Origin of the sequence: Novosphingobium panipatense (assembly GCF_900182875.1) — a bacterium.
In the GTDB taxonomy this organism is placed as follows: Bacteria; Pseudomonadota; Alphaproteobacteria; order Sphingomonadales; family Sphingomonadaceae; genus Novosphingobium; species Novosphingobium panipatense.
The window spans coordinates 179,289-192,910 of sequence record NZ_FXUI01000006.1; the positions used below are offsets into that span (position 1 = coordinate 179,289).

General features: G+C 60.2%; 14 protein-coding genes. 5 read left to right on the forward strand and 9 right to left on the reverse strand.

Annotation, left to right across the window (positions count from 1 at the left end; genetic code table 11):
- Positions 1 to 109: 109 nt before the first annotated feature.
- The 3 genes from QOL62_RS11730 to QOL62_RS11740 all read right to left on the reverse strand — a co-directional run bounded on the left by QOL62_RS11730 (position 110) and on the right by QOL62_RS11740 (position 2,662).
- A complete protein-coding gene (locus tag QOL62_RS11730; RefSeq protein WP_283406374.1) occupies positions 110 to 337 on the reverse strand; it encodes a hypothetical protein in 228 nt (75 codons plus the stop codon).
- 223 nt (positions 338 to 560) lie between these two features.
- Positions 561 to 1,562: a glycosyltransferase family 4 protein gene (locus QOL62_RS11735; protein WP_283406375.1), complete on the reverse strand. Its 1,002-nt coding sequence runs from the start codon at positions 1,560 to 1,562 to the stop codon at positions 561 to 563.
- The gene (locus tag QOL62_RS11740; protein WP_283406376.1) at positions 1,562 to 2,662 is read right to left on the reverse strand and encodes a glycosyltransferase family 2 protein; all 1,101 of its coding nucleotides are present in this window, start codon (positions 2,660 to 2,662) and stop codon (positions 1,562 to 1,564) included. Before QOL62_RS11740 ends, QOL62_RS11735 begins: the two co-directional genes overlap by 1 nt.
- Positions 2,663 to 2,883: 221 nt before the next feature.
- Here QOL62_RS11740 and QOL62_RS11745 point away from each other — a divergent pair, with 221 nt between their 5' ends.
- Positions 2,884 to 4,224 (forward strand): MFS transporter, encoded by a 1,341-nt coding sequence (locus QOL62_RS11745; RefSeq protein WP_283406377.1) that lies wholly within the window; start codon positions 2,884 to 2,886, stop codon positions 4,222 to 4,224.
- On the opposite strand, the gene QOL62_RS11750 is transcribed toward QOL62_RS11745, so the two are convergent.
- Together QOL62_RS11750 and QOL62_RS11755 are read right to left on the reverse strand one after the other, a co-directional pair.
- Positions 4,213 to 5,472 carry an O-antigen ligase family protein gene (locus QOL62_RS11750; RefSeq protein WP_283406378.1) on the reverse strand — a complete coding sequence of 420 codons (1,260 nt, stop codon included), beginning with the start codon at positions 5,470 to 5,472 and terminating at the stop codon, positions 4,213 to 4,215. The two genes, QOL62_RS11745 and QOL62_RS11750, sit on opposite strands and share 12 nt — an antisense overlap.
- Positions 5,469 to 5,801, reverse strand: coding sequence for a hypothetical protein (locus QOL62_RS11755; protein ID WP_283406379.1), 333 nt, complete (start codon positions 5,799 to 5,801; stop codon positions 5,469 to 5,471). The genes QOL62_RS11750 and QOL62_RS11755 overlap by 4 nt, the downstream gene beginning before the upstream one ends.
- Before the next feature lie 359 nt (positions 5,802 to 6,160).
- On the opposite strand from QOL62_RS11755, the gene QOL62_RS11760 reads away from it, so the two are divergent.
- Complete coding sequence (locus QOL62_RS11760) at positions 6,161 to 6,925, forward strand: Crp/Fnr family transcriptional regulator (protein WP_283406380.1); 765 nt, start codon at positions 6,161 to 6,163, stop codon at positions 6,923 to 6,925.
- On the opposite strand, the gene QOL62_RS11765 is transcribed toward QOL62_RS11760, so the two are convergent.
- Positions 6,918 to 7,154: a DUF6894 family protein gene (locus QOL62_RS11765; protein WP_283406381.1), complete on the reverse strand. Its 237-nt coding sequence runs from the start codon at positions 7,152 to 7,154 to the stop codon at positions 6,918 to 6,920. The genes QOL62_RS11760 and QOL62_RS11765 overlap by 8 nt on opposite strands.
- A gap of 200 nt (positions 7,155 to 7,354) precedes the next feature.
- Here QOL62_RS11765 and QOL62_RS11770 point away from each other — a divergent pair, with 200 nt between their 5' ends.
- From QOL62_RS11770 to QOL62_RS11780, 3 genes are all read left to right on the forward strand, one after another.
- Entirely contained in the window at positions 7,355 to 8,959 is a 1,605-nt protein-coding gene (locus QOL62_RS11770) for a sensor histidine kinase (RefSeq protein ID WP_283406382.1), read from the forward strand.
- Positions 8,956 to 9,546, forward strand: a complete 591-nt coding sequence (locus tag QOL62_RS11775) for a response regulator transcription factor (RefSeq protein WP_103727873.1) — start codon at positions 8,956 to 8,958, stop codon at positions 9,544 to 9,546. Before QOL62_RS11770 ends, QOL62_RS11775 begins: the two co-directional genes overlap by 4 nt.
- Positions 9,547 to 9,894: 348 nt before the next feature.
- A complete protein-coding gene (locus QOL62_RS11780; RefSeq protein ID WP_283406383.1) occupies positions 9,895 to 10,416 on the forward strand; it encodes a hypothetical protein in 522 nt (173 codons plus the stop codon).
- Positions 10,417 to 10,526: 110 nt separating this feature from the next.
- On the opposite strand, the gene QOL62_RS11785 is transcribed toward QOL62_RS11780, so the two are convergent.
- The 3 genes from QOL62_RS11785 to QOL62_RS11795 all read right to left on the reverse strand — a co-directional run bounded on the left by QOL62_RS11785 (position 10,527) and on the right by QOL62_RS11795 (position 13,079).
- Positions 10,527 to 11,192 carry a hypothetical protein gene (locus QOL62_RS11785; protein WP_283406384.1) on the reverse strand — a complete coding sequence of 222 codons (666 nt, stop codon included), beginning with the start codon at positions 11,190 to 11,192 and terminating at the stop codon, positions 10,527 to 10,529.
- A gap of 102 nt (positions 11,193 to 11,294) precedes the next feature.
- Positions 11,295 to 12,275, reverse strand: coding sequence for a sterol desaturase family protein (locus QOL62_RS11790; protein ID WP_103727876.1), 981 nt, complete (start codon positions 12,273 to 12,275; stop codon positions 11,295 to 11,297).
- A 471-nt stretch (positions 12,276 to 12,746) separates the two neighbouring features.
- Positions 12,747 to 13,079, reverse strand: coding sequence for a UrcA family protein (locus QOL62_RS11795; protein ID WP_103727877.1), 333 nt, complete (start codon positions 13,077 to 13,079; stop codon positions 12,747 to 12,749).
- Between the last annotated feature and the right edge of the window lie 543 nt (positions 13,080 to 13,622).

Consider the following 13,622-nt stretch of genomic DNA (forward strand, 5'->3'; position numbering starts at 1 on the left):
CCGGCTGTGCCCTTGCCGGGGCCGAAGTGGTGGAGCCGAACGTCCAGCACCGTCAGCCGCGCGTCCACGAGCGGTAGGTCGTCCAGCCCCCAACACTCGGCAAGATCCGCTAGGAGGTGAACGCTTGTTCCGGCTTTATGAGGCATGGCGCGGCCGGGCTGTCATGTGCATGGCGCAGATGCGCCAGTGCCGTCTCCGCCGCGATCATACCGTGATAATGCGGTTCTACGAACAGCGACAGGCCCGACAGCTCAGAGTGGGAGAACAGAACTGGCATCGCCGAGGCGCGCGCCAAGCCGCGCAGGATCGCCGGAAAATGGGGCGTCGGCCGAACCATGGCATGCCTCCACCGCCGCACGTCTAGCCGCTTGATACCACAAGCGCAACGACAACTTCCTCGCATCAGCCCAACTCGCCAGCATTTGCATCTGACTCCGACATTGATAACGCTGTTGCCGCGAGCTTCTTCTCGTCGCTCAAGGCGCGAGGACCGCACCCACACATCCCCCCTAAAAAATTAGCGGCGACTCAGAACGGCCACAGTCCACACCGTGCGGTTTTCAACGAGGCACCGGATGGGACGCGCCACAAAGAACTTTGGCAGCACCCTTCAAGCGCTGCAAGGCCGACGGTCTTCGCCCCTCCCACAGGTCTTCTATATCTCTTTCCGCTGGGCCTGCCACTTCGAAGAAGCGTTGTATCTCCGACAAGAGAATGGAAAGACGGCCTGTCACTTGTTGAGTGGTGTAGGGGTGAAACAAACTATCCGGCGAACATGGGCCGCCGTTTCGGATCGCGTCTAGTATCGCAGCGACGTCCCATTGAAGGGAATGCACCCGAAGTTTGCGGCAGTTGAAGCCGGGGTCGAGGTAGTCCGCGAGCGCATCGTTAACACCGGAAAACACCATACAGCCGTTAGCAAGCGCTTCCAGAGGCGGGAGCCCGAAACCTTCAGTCGCGCCCACGTCAATCCAATGCTCAAGTGAGTCGTAGAGATAAACCTTGGAACGCTGAAACCAGGCTGTCAGGTCATCAACCCAGCCGTCGATCACGGTGACACGGCAACGGTCCTGAAGAGCCGGAACCAATTGCTCAAGAAGATAACGGGACGACTTACGAACCTGAACCAGAACATCGATATCCCGCGCCGATGCTGTGGAAACTTTTTTAACTTCGACTATGTTCGGAACATGGGCAATGTAGGAGTTCGGGGCGTAACGCCCCCAATACGCCATTGTGTGTCGACTTACGCAAAGGATGGGAACGTAGGACGGAAGCCGCATACGCCAGCCCGTGCTGTGCGCAAAGTAGATGACGTCCTTGCCATTCAGCGCCGCCAAGAGTTGCGGTACGTCCGGCCCCCAGTGAATGACGTAGATTGGTTCACTCCCATTGGAACGGACGAAATCCTGAGAGTTGATCTTGCCGCGGCGATCGACGCTGTACTGTACGGCTGTAACGGCACGGGAATGGCCACATGCTTCCATGAAGCGCATTTGAGCAGAATTGCCACCGATGTCCATGCGGTTGTTCGGAAATAGGAATACCAAAGGTCGCTTCATCAGCTAATCTCGGGACTACGCTTTGACGCGGCAAGATCTTCGGCCAGTTGCCGTAGCTGGAGGGCATTGAATAGACTTTTCCGGCGCTTGCCGTCGACCGGCTCGAGCTCTCGTCTAGAGGGAAGGCCAGTACGTTTGCGCATACTTTCGTGCAGGCTCGACATCAGGAGCCTGATCGCTTCCGGATGAGGAGCAATCAGTTTGAAGACTTCCAAGACACGGTGACGCCTTAGGGCCTCCAGCGCCAGAACCTGGCGCCGTGCTCCTTCAAGATTGCGCAACCTTCTTGCAAATAGATTGTCCAAGGCTGTACCACTTGTACAATAATCCCGGGTAGCTTGAGCGAGGCCTTCAAGATCCGAGGCGGCTAGTCGATACGAGGTCGAAAAATCATGGCGTCGGTAGTAGTAACTTGCTTCTGGAGTGAAATGTAGCCGGGCACCAGCCAGCATCGCCCGCATGACAAGATCGAAGTCTTCACCGATACGAAGGCGTGGGTCATAGGCTATGCATTTCCGACGCAGAAAATCGACCTCAAAGAGAGGCTTGAAATAGCCCAAAGAGACATTCTTTCCCCCGATCATGCCGCCCCGGGCGAATTCCTCCACCGTGATATAGCGAGCCTTACGCCACTCCCTTCCAGACGCGAACAGACGGACCTGAAGGCCTTGATCATCACTGAACATGATCATGTTGGAAGAGCAGATTTCTGCACCGCTTCGCTGCTGAGAAGCCAGTAACCTCTCCAGATGATCGGCTTGCAGCAAATCGTCGCTATCAAGTATCGCCACGAAGCGGCCCCGCGCCTCAGCGAGGCTGACATTGCGGACGGCGGCCAGTCCTCGCCGGGGTCCAGGGAGCACCCGCACCCTGCTGTCTGCGATGGCGTGCTCTTGGGCTATTCTGGCTGTCCCGTCCGTCGATCCGTCGTCGACAATCAGAATTTCGATATCCTCCACTGTCTGCCTGCGTGCAGAAAGCAAGGCTGAGTGAATGAAGGAGGCGGTGTTTTGGGCCACCATCAGGACGGAGACGAGCGGTTGCGGCCGCTGGTTCGTAGACACACACATGCAGATATCAGGTCCATCGAAGATGCGCATGCACCCTTAGCTGCTTGAGGTAAGCCGACGAAACTCAATGATCTCCATTCTGGAGGTAAAACTTGCCGCGCCTCTTCCAGGTCCTTGAGCCTGGTTTTTCCACAGCGGCCGCAGTTCTACGGAGTCTCCACTTGAGCTCTCGGCGGGAATGCGCTGCAATACAGGGAATTTGCCGGATGCATGCGCTTGCGAAATAAGTCCGGCAGTGAAGGGATTGAGAGATGCAGCACGAGGAAGCAGCCAATCTGCCTTACCTGCGCAAGGTCGTAGGCGCTTCGATGGCGGGAACGGTGGTGGAATGGTACGAGTTTTTCCTGTACGGAACGGCAGCCACGCTTATATTCGGCAAGCTGTTTTTCCCCGCCACCGGCAATGAACTGGATGGGGTGATCGCTGCCTTTGCGACGTACGCGGTCGGTTTCATCGCGCGGCCGTTGGGCGGGATTATTTTTGGCCACATCGGTGACAAGGTGGGCCGCAAGTCTCTGCTGCAGTTCAGCCTTGTGCTCATCGGCGCATCCACGTTCCTCATGGGCTGTCTTCCGGATTTTCGTTCCATTGGATATTGGGCTCCGGTTCTTCTGGTACTGCTGCGGTTTATCCAAGGTTTTGCATTGGGTGGCGAGTGGGGGGGCGCGGTGTTGCTCGTGGCCGAACATAGCCCCAATAGAAGCCGGGCGTTCTGGGGGAGCTTCCCTCAAGCGGGTGTCCCGCTGGGCAATCTGCTGGCGACCGTCGTCCTGCTTATCCTCTCCGCCATTCTGTCGGAGACTGAATTCCTGGCGTGGGGCTGGCGAATCGGCTTCTGGCTCTCTGCAGTGATCGTAGGCATCGGGTACTACATACGCACTCAAATCGCGGACTCGCCCATTTTCGAGGCAGCTAAAGCTGAGGCGGAGCAGCGGGCCGACGACAGTTACGGCCTCGTCGAGGTGTTCCGTCGCTATCCGCGCAGCGTGTTTACCGCAATGGGCCTGAGGGTGGGCGAAAACATCCTGTATTACATGGTGGTCACGTTCTCGATCACATACCTCGCCCACATCGGTGTGGACACCACTCGTATTCTGACACTGCTGTTCTGCGCCCATATTCTGCAGGCAGCGCTTATTCCGCTGTTTGGAGCGGCAGCTGATAGGGTGGGGCGAAAGCCGGTCTATATCCTGGGTGCAGCGCTGGCGATGGTCTGGCCTTTTGCGGCGTTTCCCATGTTCGGAAGTGCGCATACGGAGGTCGTACTTGGGGGAATTTTGATCGGGATGTTCGTACATGCCCTGATGTATGCGTCACAGCCGGCAATCATGGCTGAAATGTTCCCCACCAGAATGCGCTATTCGGGTGTTTCGCTTGGCTATCAGGTCACGGCAATCGTTGCGGGATCTTGGGCGCCTCTGATTGGAACGAGCTTGCTGCGCGAGTACAACGACTGGCGGCCGATTGCATATTACGTGATGATAGGGGGTGCAATAAGCCTGATTTCCGCCTTGGCCATGAGAGAGACGAAGGGCGTTTCCCTGATTGCCATCGACCGTGAGGATGAGCGCCGGTTGGGTTCATCCTCTTGAGAGGCGCTGCCCAACTACAGGAAAGCCCGCAAACCCCAATCCGGTGAACAGCATGATGGTTGTTGGGACAAGCGCCGCAGGACGAACGAGTTCCACCGGAGACTTGCTCAACTGAAGGGCAAGATAGGAAAGCCAAAAGCAAGTCGGCAAGGACGGCGTCAGGACGAAGCGCCGCAGCAGACCGATGATTCCCACGCCCCAACTCATCACAAGAACCGCCAGGCCCAGATATCCGGTTTCAACGATGGTCTGTATGTAGCTGTTGTGGAACGAGAAGGCGGTGCCTTCCTGGCGGATTTGAAAGTACCGCCAGAACCCGACGGCATCAGGATTTTCGGGTATCCAGAAACCGAAATATCCGGTTCCAAGCCATGGGCTGTCCTCGATGATGAAGGCAGCGCGATACCACAGATAGCCCCTCCCCGTCAGGCCTGCATCCTTGGCGGAGAGCTCTTGTACAAGGGTCAGGAGAGGCTGGAAAAAAGCCGCGCCGAGGATCAGCACAATGAGCATGGCGATGGTGAGCCCTGCCTTCAAGCCTGGCGTTCGCCTGCGTAAGGCCAGAAGGGGCAGAAGCAGCGCCACTGCGAGCGCAAGGGAAGCCACAGCCCCGGCAGAGTGCGCCCGGACTGTCGCGACGAGGCAGGCGCTCGCTATGGAGAGGGAGACAAGAGCTAGTCCTCTGGCCCGCTTTTCAAGGCAGGCAACTGCCATGATAAGGGCCAGTAGCACGCCCGTGGCAGCGCTATTCGAGAAGTAGTTTTTTGCCTCCCCGCCGATTCCAACCAGCGCCGGTATGCCTTCGATGCCATCAAGCTGTGTGTTGCCCACCATAAGTGAAAGCACTGTGTAGCCACTGTAGACAATAAAGAGGGCCACCAGCACCGCTCTGGGTCGATCCGCTTGAGAAAAGACCAGCCCGGTAAACGCTGTCAGTATCATCTGTACCGCGGCGCGGGAGGTGACTTCCGGATGGATTGCCCAGATAGTGGAAAGCAGCGCGAACAATGGATATGCAAGCTGCGGTCGGCACCGCTGGAACACGTCCCTGCATTGATCAAGGCGCAGGCCGAGGTAGAGACACATCAGTGCGACCCCGATAGTTGCTCCCGCAGTCCCGGCGTTAGCGGGGATACGCGCCATCAGGATCAACGCGACGAAGCCCCCGTCCTGCACATCGCGACGCTGGAACAATGCGCCCAGGCGACTGGAGCCGGGCGACGTCGTGCCCATGGCAGCCGAATTCATCCCCGTTCCTCCTTCAAGGACACCGGTTCCGCCGAAGAACATATGCCTTCTGAAAGCCACAATGTGTCATGGTCCATCGTTCCGAGTGGCTTTCCAACCCAAGGATGGATGAGCCAGGCCGCCGCAATGAAACCGCCGATCACATCAATTCCCACAGCTGCTGCACTGCAGAGGTCAGTCAGGTCCAGTTTGATCGAACTCAAGATCGCGGCCTGCGTAACAGGCAGGCCGCCTTTTTCCGCCACCAGAGATGCACCCACCGCTATGGTAGCCGTGAACATCGACAGCGACCAGCCACCCGACATTGCCCGTTGATGGACGGCAGTCATAAGTGGCAACGCAAGAGCGAAAGGAGCGGCCCGGGTGCGACACAAAGCACCTGAAGACGGGCAAACGCCACCAGCAAGGCTGCTACTGCACGCAGAGCCTGTATGTTGAGCGGCATGCAACGGCCTCTAGATCGAAGATCGGATTGAACCTGCTCCGAATACACGTCAGGCTCTCGGAGGTCGATGCCTGCGCACTCCTGACAACCTCTGATATGGAGCAATGTTTCGCAGCGATTGCTGCCGCCGCACAACCGCGCCGCCACCGCTCGTCTCGGCGGCAACGATCTATGCGGTTATTCGTTTTCCACCTGAGGGCGGCTCTGTTCTGGCCGCCGTATGTTGAACGAAAGGCTTGTTGTTTGTCGCGCTTGCTTGATGAGGGTCTGAACCGCTTCCTTGCCAGGTTGCTCCTGCGTTCGGAACTGTCGGTGGCGGAGCGCGACGCCATCCTTCGTCTGCGCGGGCGGGTCGCGGAAGTGCCGCGCGGGCGCGAACTGGTCCTGCCGGAGCGGCCGGTGGAGCAGGCAATCCTTGTGATCGAGGGTCTGATTGCCCGCTTTGACCAGATGAATGACGGCCGCCGGCAAATAACCGCGCTCCACATCGCGGGCGATGTGTCAGATCTTCATTCCGTACCGGTCCCGGTTCCCGCGTGGGGTATAGAAGCTGCAGCCAATTCCACTATCGCCCTGATAAGCCATGACGATATACGTGCGGCCGCCGTGAAGTTTCCAGCGCTGGCATTCGCCTTCTGGCGCGATACGGTTGTTGATGCCTCCATTCTCGCCAAGTGGACCGCCAATTTGGGCCGGGCTGACGCCGCCACGCGTCTAGCTCATCTTCTGTGCGAGATCGGAACGCGAATGGAAGTTGCCGGCGTAGGCGGACGGGATGATTTCTCCCTCGGTCTAACCCAGGCGCAACTCGCTGACACGCTTGGGCTTACCACGGTGCATGTGAACCGTACGGTCATGGCGCTGAAAGGTCTTGTCGGCCTTTCGTTTGCCGGCGGCAGGGTCCAGGTCGACAATTGGCCCGCACTGGCTCATATTGGTGCTTACGATGATGGCTATCTTATGCTCGACAAGGATGCCGCTGCGCAGGAGTGGGCTTCCATCAGCTGACGGGCCGATCCTCCACGGCCAAGGTCACGGAAAAGAGTAGCTGCCGATCCTCCCTGCTGACTTCGACGCGCCAGCATGAGTTGCGCTCGATGACGTCCGCCTTCTCCAGCAGGACCTGCCCCAGGAAGCGAACCGCCATCACCCTGGCTTCTTGAACGTTGCCCAGTTCAGTGCCCGTGAGATCGGGAGCAGCCTCGCCATTGTAGATATCGAAATAGTAGGTTGGCATAGCTGCCCTCCATACCTGCCCGATTAGGGGAACCAGAAATCACCGATGATTCAATGCGTCACGCGCGCTTGAGGTTCCGCCGAACGTCTGACGCATGATCTGGGTTCCGAACGTCTGCACCTCCCTGTTGCGCGAGGGAAATGGTTCTCCATGAATTTTCCGGCTTCCACTTCGGTCCCTGACGAGCCACAGCGGCGCCGATGAGCGCGCCCGCTATGCCTGCCCGCGCTGCCCCCAGGCGGCAGCTGTCTCTTGCGCCGCGCGCCAAGGACCTGCCACTGCTGCTCGTCTACGGGTTCGCCTTCGGATTGCTCAACTGGGCGGCTCATCTTTGGGGCGGCCCCGGGTTCTTTTCGCTTTGGTATCCCGCAGCCGGTCTGCGCTTGGCAGTACTGTGGCACTGCGGCTTACGCCTCACCCCGTGGCTGATCGTCACCGAACTGGTTACAGACTGTGTCACCGGTGCCATCCCCCTGACGGGGTCAGCGACCCTGTCAAGCGTCATAGGTGCAGCGCGTCCCGGAGTGACATGCGGCGTGGCCCTTGCGGCCACTGGCGCCCTCCTGCGCGGAAAGGCCGGTGTTCTGACACAACCCCCCATGCCGCTGGGGCTTGCCGCCATTGCCGCTCCCATATTCAACGCGCTGGCGGTGCCGCCACTCGAATTTCTCTTCTGGAAAACATCGTCGTATCGCAGCGGGGTCGATGTTGTCATCTCTCTCACGGGGCTGGCGGTGGGCGACGTCCTGGGCATCCTGATCCTCGCGCCGCCGATCCTCTGGCTTGCAGGAGCGATCGACGGTGGCACGCTCACGAAGCCCAGGCTACCCCGCGGCCGTCTGCTGGCCGATGCCCTGCCGCTGGTCGCCAGCCTTCTTCTTACCGCCGCACTCGCGCGCGCGGGGCTTGGAGTTCAGGCTGCGCCTTCCCTTCTCGGAGGGGCATGGATCGGTCTGCGTCACGGCCGGGCAGCGGCATGGCTTGCCATTTCGGCACAGGCCTTCGTGTTTCTCACCTACTCCGCTTCCGCCGGTTCCATGACTGCAGCGGATCGTCTCGAATTGCACATCGGACTTGCAGCCGTGGTGCTGGTCACATGGCTGGCGGGCAGCTTCGCCGACACACAGACCGCCTCGCAGGCCCTGCTGGACAGGCGCAACCGCCTTCTTTTCCAAGCTGAACGCCTGAAAACCCTGCGGGCAATGTCCGTGGCCGTGATCCATGAGGTCAGCCAGCCCCTTTCAACGCTTGCCATCGAGGCGGCACACCTGCGAAAGCTGACGGAGGGGCAGGATACAGATCTCGCAGAAAGCGCGGCACTGATCGATCGGAAGGCACAGGCTTTGTCCGAAATGGTGCGCCGGCTTCGTCGGTTCGGAGGGCGGGACGTCGACGAGCCATCCCTTGTTCCCCTGGCGATGCTGGTAAAGACTGCCTGCCAGATCGTGGCCGCGGAAGCCGGCAGTCAGGGCCGAACAGTTGACCTTGCTGCTCTTCCGCCTGATCTTGTTGTACAGGTTCAGGAAATCGAACTCATCCAGGCGCTCGTAAATCTCCTGCGCAATGCCCTTGCCGCAAGCCCGCAGGGAACCGCCAGCGTGGCGGCTGCAACAGCAGGCGAGTTCGTCAAGATCATCATCGCAAATCCGCGTCCTGTCAGACGAACGCAAGGTGCTGGCATGGGCGTCGGCCTCATCATCGCTCGAACCATCGTCGAGGCGCACGGAGGGACCATCGTGAGGGACGATGACGCAGCAGAGACCCGCTTCGTTCTGTCCCTGCCACTTTCCGGAGTGCTGCCATGACCACCGAGAAGCCTGTCGTAGGCGTTCTTGACGACGACGGGGACCTCGCGGCGACCGTCGCGCGGCTGCTGCGACGCCATGGCCTTGAAGCCCGCCCGTTCGATAGCCCGGCAGCCTTGCTGAACGATCTGGCGTCATGCTCCTTCGGATGCGTCATCAGTGACATCCAGATGGGGGAGATGGATGGTTTCGCGTTTGCCGATGCATTACGCAGCAGGGATCCAGGTGTTGCTCTGGTCTTCATGACGGCTTGGCCGACCACGGCTCACGCCGTAGATGCCGTTCGGCGGCACGGCGGGCTAGACTACCTGGAGAAACCGATCGACGAGCAGCGGCTGCTCGCAGCCGTCGAGGAAGGCGTGGCGTGGTCCGTGCGGGAACGGCGTATCGCCAGCGTCACCGCCTCCTTCACCCGACGAGAACGACATGTGTTCGACCTGCTCGTCCGTGGTCACTCGAACAAGGAGATCGCCGAGAGGCTGGCGATTTCGGCCCGCACTGTGGAGGATCACAGGGCCTCGATCGTAACCAAAACTCGCACGAACGGATTGGCACAGCTTGTCGCCCTCAGCCGGGGTGAGCCATAGTGACCGTCAATACCGGGAATTACCCGGATGGACTAGCTCGTCCCTCAGCACCATAAAGCGCGAAAATTTGCGCCGCTTCACGAGTTTCCGGAGCCATGGCTCCATCGATCTTCACCAGGCGACCCGAAGGGCTGTCCGCATTTCTGGACATGTCCTGAGACCTGCCGGCGGGAGCTACGTTCTCCCGCCGGCTCCTTTTTCATCCCGGTTCGCCTGGCCCCGAAGCATCGTTCACGGCGCCCGCCTGAGCGCAAACGTGCTAACCTAGCTTGAGGCGCGGAACTTGAGCCCCTGCTCGTCGCCTAATGATCGTCGTCCTTGCACAAAGGATTGCTCAAGGAGAGGAACATGCGAAAATTCAAGATCATCATGGCGATATCGGCATTGACCCTGCCATTAGCGGCTCAGGCGCAGGTTGGGACAGGAACTGCCGGATCGGGAACCACGTCGGGCTCGACCACCGGGACCGATACAACCACTCGCGGCTCCCGTACAGGCGGTCAGAACGACGGCACGGCGGCGCAGCGTGGCAGTACTGAGCGCTCCACCACCAGCACGCGCTCGCGCAATCAGAACACAACAACGTCTCCTCGCCGGACCGGTCCGCAAACCGGCAGCAGCACCACGACCACCGGCCGGCCGGGCTCCGACAGCACTGGCATGAGCACGGGGGCTGAGGGCGGTATCGGAAGCGGCACCACTGGCGCAGGCACGGACACCGGGACCTGGGGCACGGGCGATGCGCCCCCGGGAACGGCAGGTTCGACCGGCTCTTCCTCGACCTCCGGCGGCACCAGCGGCGGCGGAACGGGCATGAGCGGGTCGGGCACCGGGTCCGGGACGGGCATGTCCGACGGTACAACCCCCTGACGTGCTACTATGGCCGGCCCTCCAGGAGCGCCGGCCATAGATAAACGCAACAATCGAGGGGGCGCGCGTAGTCCGGTTCCTCACTTGCCAACCTCCACTTGAGGTCCGCGTCAGGTCGATGCCGAGAACTGCTCTGGTCCGCGCGTCGCTTCGATTGTGTCCTCGGCGGAGAGTGTCTTCCTGAAAAGCGACTTTACCAGTCTCTCTTCAAGTATTCTTCCGGCCACGTAGAGAGCGGCGAAGATACCGGCAAAGACATAGCCCGGCTTCGGCGATGGCCCCTTGCTTTCGCTCTTGTCCTTGGCATCCTTTTTCTTCTCGGGCTCGGGCGCACCAAGAGCCTTGTCTATCCAGTGCATTGGGACATCGGCCGACTTCTTGGCGTCCTCGTCCTTCGACTTCGCAGCTTCTTTCGCCGCGCTGGCCGAGGACTTTTCCCATTGTCCGAGCATGACGCTGAGTTGCGCAAAGCCGAGGAACAGCAGCGGTGCAAGGAAGCAATACAAGAGGGCGCGACTTACAAGATGATAGCGGAGCACCAGTCCGCCCGTCCCCCGTTCGATTTCCAGAACGCCGCCGTCGAAGATCGACATCTTGTCCTGCGCGACCGGATCCTTCTTGCGAAATGTCAGTGTACCGTGACCACGCTCATGACTGGTGCCGGTCTGACGAAACAACGGGGCGAGCCTGTCGAGAGCCTCCTCGCTCGTTTGACCGGGAGAAAGCGTCAGGCTTCCCTTGATGTGCCAGATCCACTCGAAAAGACGCGAGTTCATAAGATCTCCTGTCCGACGCAGCTTGCCGGAGGCAATGCTGCCTCGGGTCGCCCGGGCGAAGTCGCCCGGGCTTGGGGAATGTGGCGGTTCAGGCCGCCTCTATCACTCGGCCGGCACCGGCATCGCTCGACCAAAGCGCTCCTTGAGAGTCTTCCAGCCTTCGGTGAAGGGGAATGTCATCTGCTCGGAGATGGACATGCGCCGACCGCCTTCCATACCGAGCAACTCCGCCTCACCATCGACGCACGTACCGAACATGCGATCGATGAAGATGTAAGTTCCGGAATAGTTGCTCCGGCTCGCCTCGAAGTCTTGGGAATGATGCACGCTGTGGTGTTCCGTCGTGTTGAACACATAGCGCCACCAGCGCGGCGTGTTGAAGCGCACGTTGATGTGCTGATACGTTCCGACCGCCATGCCGATTGCGCCTGCAAGAAGAGCCGCGCGGGGCAGGAAGTCGAAGAAGCCACCGATGCCGAGCCCAATCAGGAAAAGTTCGACCGGATTACCAACAGCGCCCTTGTTGATGTTCAACTGCGTGATGTAGTGGTGAACCGAATGCGTGAGCCACAGCGGGTACCAGTTGTGCATCCCGCGATGCATCCAGTACTGACCGAAATCGAAGATGAACGAGATCAGGAAAGCCTGCAGCAGTAAGGGCATGCTCAGGAACCAGGTGAACTTGTCCAGATCGAAGTAACCCTGGATCGCCTCGATCATGGCGCCGTCGCCGATGTAATGCTCGACGGCGCGAAGGATCGTGTAGCCCAGCCCGACATAGAAGAGGTCCGTAGTCAGCTCCTTCCAGGTCAGACGCCAGCTCTCATGGCGCGGAAAGAACCACTCAAGCGCCAGCAGGAAGACCTTGAAGGCGATGCCGATCCCGATCGCCGTCGAAGCCTTGGCGATGGAATCCGGCGCGTAGTACCAGAACGCAATCAGCGCAAAGAGCACCGTCGGCTGAAACCAGGTGAAGATGAACTGCTTAACCGGACCGCCTTCGACGCGCGGTATGTTCTCCCACCCCACCGTTACGGGTGATTGAGACCCGATTATCCTGTTACCGACCCGCACTCCGTTCATACGACTGCCCTCGTAATATCTGACCCGTAGTCTAAGTGATACGCATGTTCTGCGACGCGATGGGACTTCAACGTGGCGCCTTCGGCCACTTGCGGCCGCATCCATAAGGCGTTCGGCGCCCCCCGCGACATCCGCTGTTCCTGCGGAGTTCCGCGTACTGTCGTGTAATGGGAAGCATCGTCCGCTTGCCGGAGACCCCGTCCGGCTGCGCCTATGGCTGTTCGCGAGATCGCGATCGACGCGATACGAAGCGCAGCGACGGCGCCAGCGAGCATCATCGTGGCAAAATCACGTCGCCAGCGGGGACGGCCGCTTTTGACGGCCCTTGCAAAGGAGGGAAATGTTGGCCTGGCAGGCCAAGCCGGTCCATGGAACCGGGAAGACGGCACGGCCGCCGTCAAAGTAGCCTTTCGGCGGCACCGCCGTTCGGACAGGAACGACGGCACCGCGAGGCATGTAGCCGCAGCTAGCTTAGCGCGCGAGCGCCAACTGTACCGTCGAAGAGCGTGTCGCGTCGGCCCGCCGGGTTTCGATCTGGCTTCGGATGTCGGCAAGCACAGCGGTGCGACAATCCTGCGCCTTGCGTTCGGCGGCAAGGTGCAGGCTCGCCACCCGATCGCCACAGACTGAGCGCGCCGCCCGGTCCATGCGAATGGCAAGCCGCTGCTGTCCCTCCGCTGTTGCAAGATCAAGCCCCTTTAATTGCAGGACGGCCTTGTCCTGCGCGAACGGGTTATCGCCGGTGGCTGCAGTGGCGGACGTGGCAAAAGCCAGCGACGCCAGTGCAAGGACGCCAATCTTCATCATCGTCTCCTAAGCGCAAGTAGAGCCGCCACTCTAAGGTGACTGCCACTCATATAGCGCTTACGTGGAGAATTGACAATCGATCACGTCATGAGAAAATCCTCTATCGTACTAGTATTACCAGGGATGCTAGCTCCGTAATACTTCCCAACATGCCGACGGGAAGTTTCACTGCGCTAGTCACCGAATTTACGGCAACTTCAGCCGACGTCGTGACGTCGATACTCCGGGCTCCCGGCATCGACCATGCGCGCACAGTCTCGACCGGGAGAAGAACCTTCCAATGCCGCCCGCCCTGCACCTGCACGAGATGCCCGTTGATGAACACCGGCAGGTCCGCATCAGCACGGCGCCCGGAAACGAGGAGGCAGTCGGTCGGTGCGCAAGACACCAGCCGTGCGTTCTGGCGAGGCGCAGCGACTGCCCCCGTCGCGGAAAAGGCTACGACCGCGCTCGCTGCAACGAGGACGCGTGCGGAGCCGTTCCAGCGCCTCGAGCCACAGCGCATTACCGCCCCCTCGCGCCGTTTGCGCTGACGCTGCG

Bases quoted from the DNA above. Each gene is read 5' to 3' on its own strand.
- QOL62_RS11735 (WP_283406375.1), bottom strand. From the start codon at position 1,562: ATGAAGCGACCTTTGGTATTCCTATTTCCGAACAACCGCATGGACATC.
- QOL62_RS11790 (WP_103727876.1), bottom strand. From the start codon at position 12,275: ATGAACGGAGTGCGGGTCGGTAACAGGATAATCGGGTCTCAATCACCC.
- QOL62_RS11770 (WP_283406382.1), top strand. From the start codon at position 7,355: ATGAGCGCGCCCGCTATGCCTGCCCGCGCTGCCCCCAGGCGGCAGCTG.
- QOL62_RS11740 (WP_283406376.1), bottom strand. From the start codon at position 2,662: ATGCGCATCTTCGATGGACCTGATATCTGCATGTGTGTGTCTACGAAC.
- QOL62_RS11780 (WP_283406383.1), top strand. From the start codon at position 9,895: ATGCGAAAATTCAAGATCATCATGGCGATATCGGCATTGACCCTGCCA.
- QOL62_RS11775 (WP_103727873.1), top strand. From the start codon at position 8,956: ATGACCACCGAGAAGCCTGTCGTAGGCGTTCTTGACGACGACGGGGAC.
- QOL62_RS11765 (WP_283406381.1), bottom strand. From the start codon at position 7,154: ATGCCAACCTACTATTTCGATATCTACAATGGCGAGGCTGCTCCCGAT.
- QOL62_RS11750 (WP_283406378.1), bottom strand. From the start codon at position 5,472: ATGAATTCGGCTGCCATGGGCACGACGTCGCCCGGCTCCAGTCGCCTG.
- QOL62_RS11755 (WP_283406379.1), bottom strand. From the start codon at position 5,801: ATGACTGCCGTCCATCAACGGGCAATGTCGGGTGGCTGGTCGCTGTCG.
- QOL62_RS11795 (WP_103727877.1), bottom strand. From the start codon at position 13,079: ATGAAGATTGGCGTCCTTGCACTGGCGTCGCTGGCTTTTGCCACGTCC.
- QOL62_RS11785 (WP_283406384.1), bottom strand. From the start codon at position 11,192: ATGAACTCGCGTCTTTTCGAGTGGATCTGGCACATCAAGGGAAGCCTG.
- QOL62_RS11730 (WP_283406374.1), bottom strand. From the start codon at position 337: ATGGTTCGGCCGACGCCCCATTTTCCGGCGATCCTGCGCGGCTTGGCG.
- QOL62_RS11745 (WP_283406377.1), top strand. From the start codon at position 2,884: ATGCAGCACGAGGAAGCAGCCAATCTGCCTTACCTGCGCAAGGTCGTA.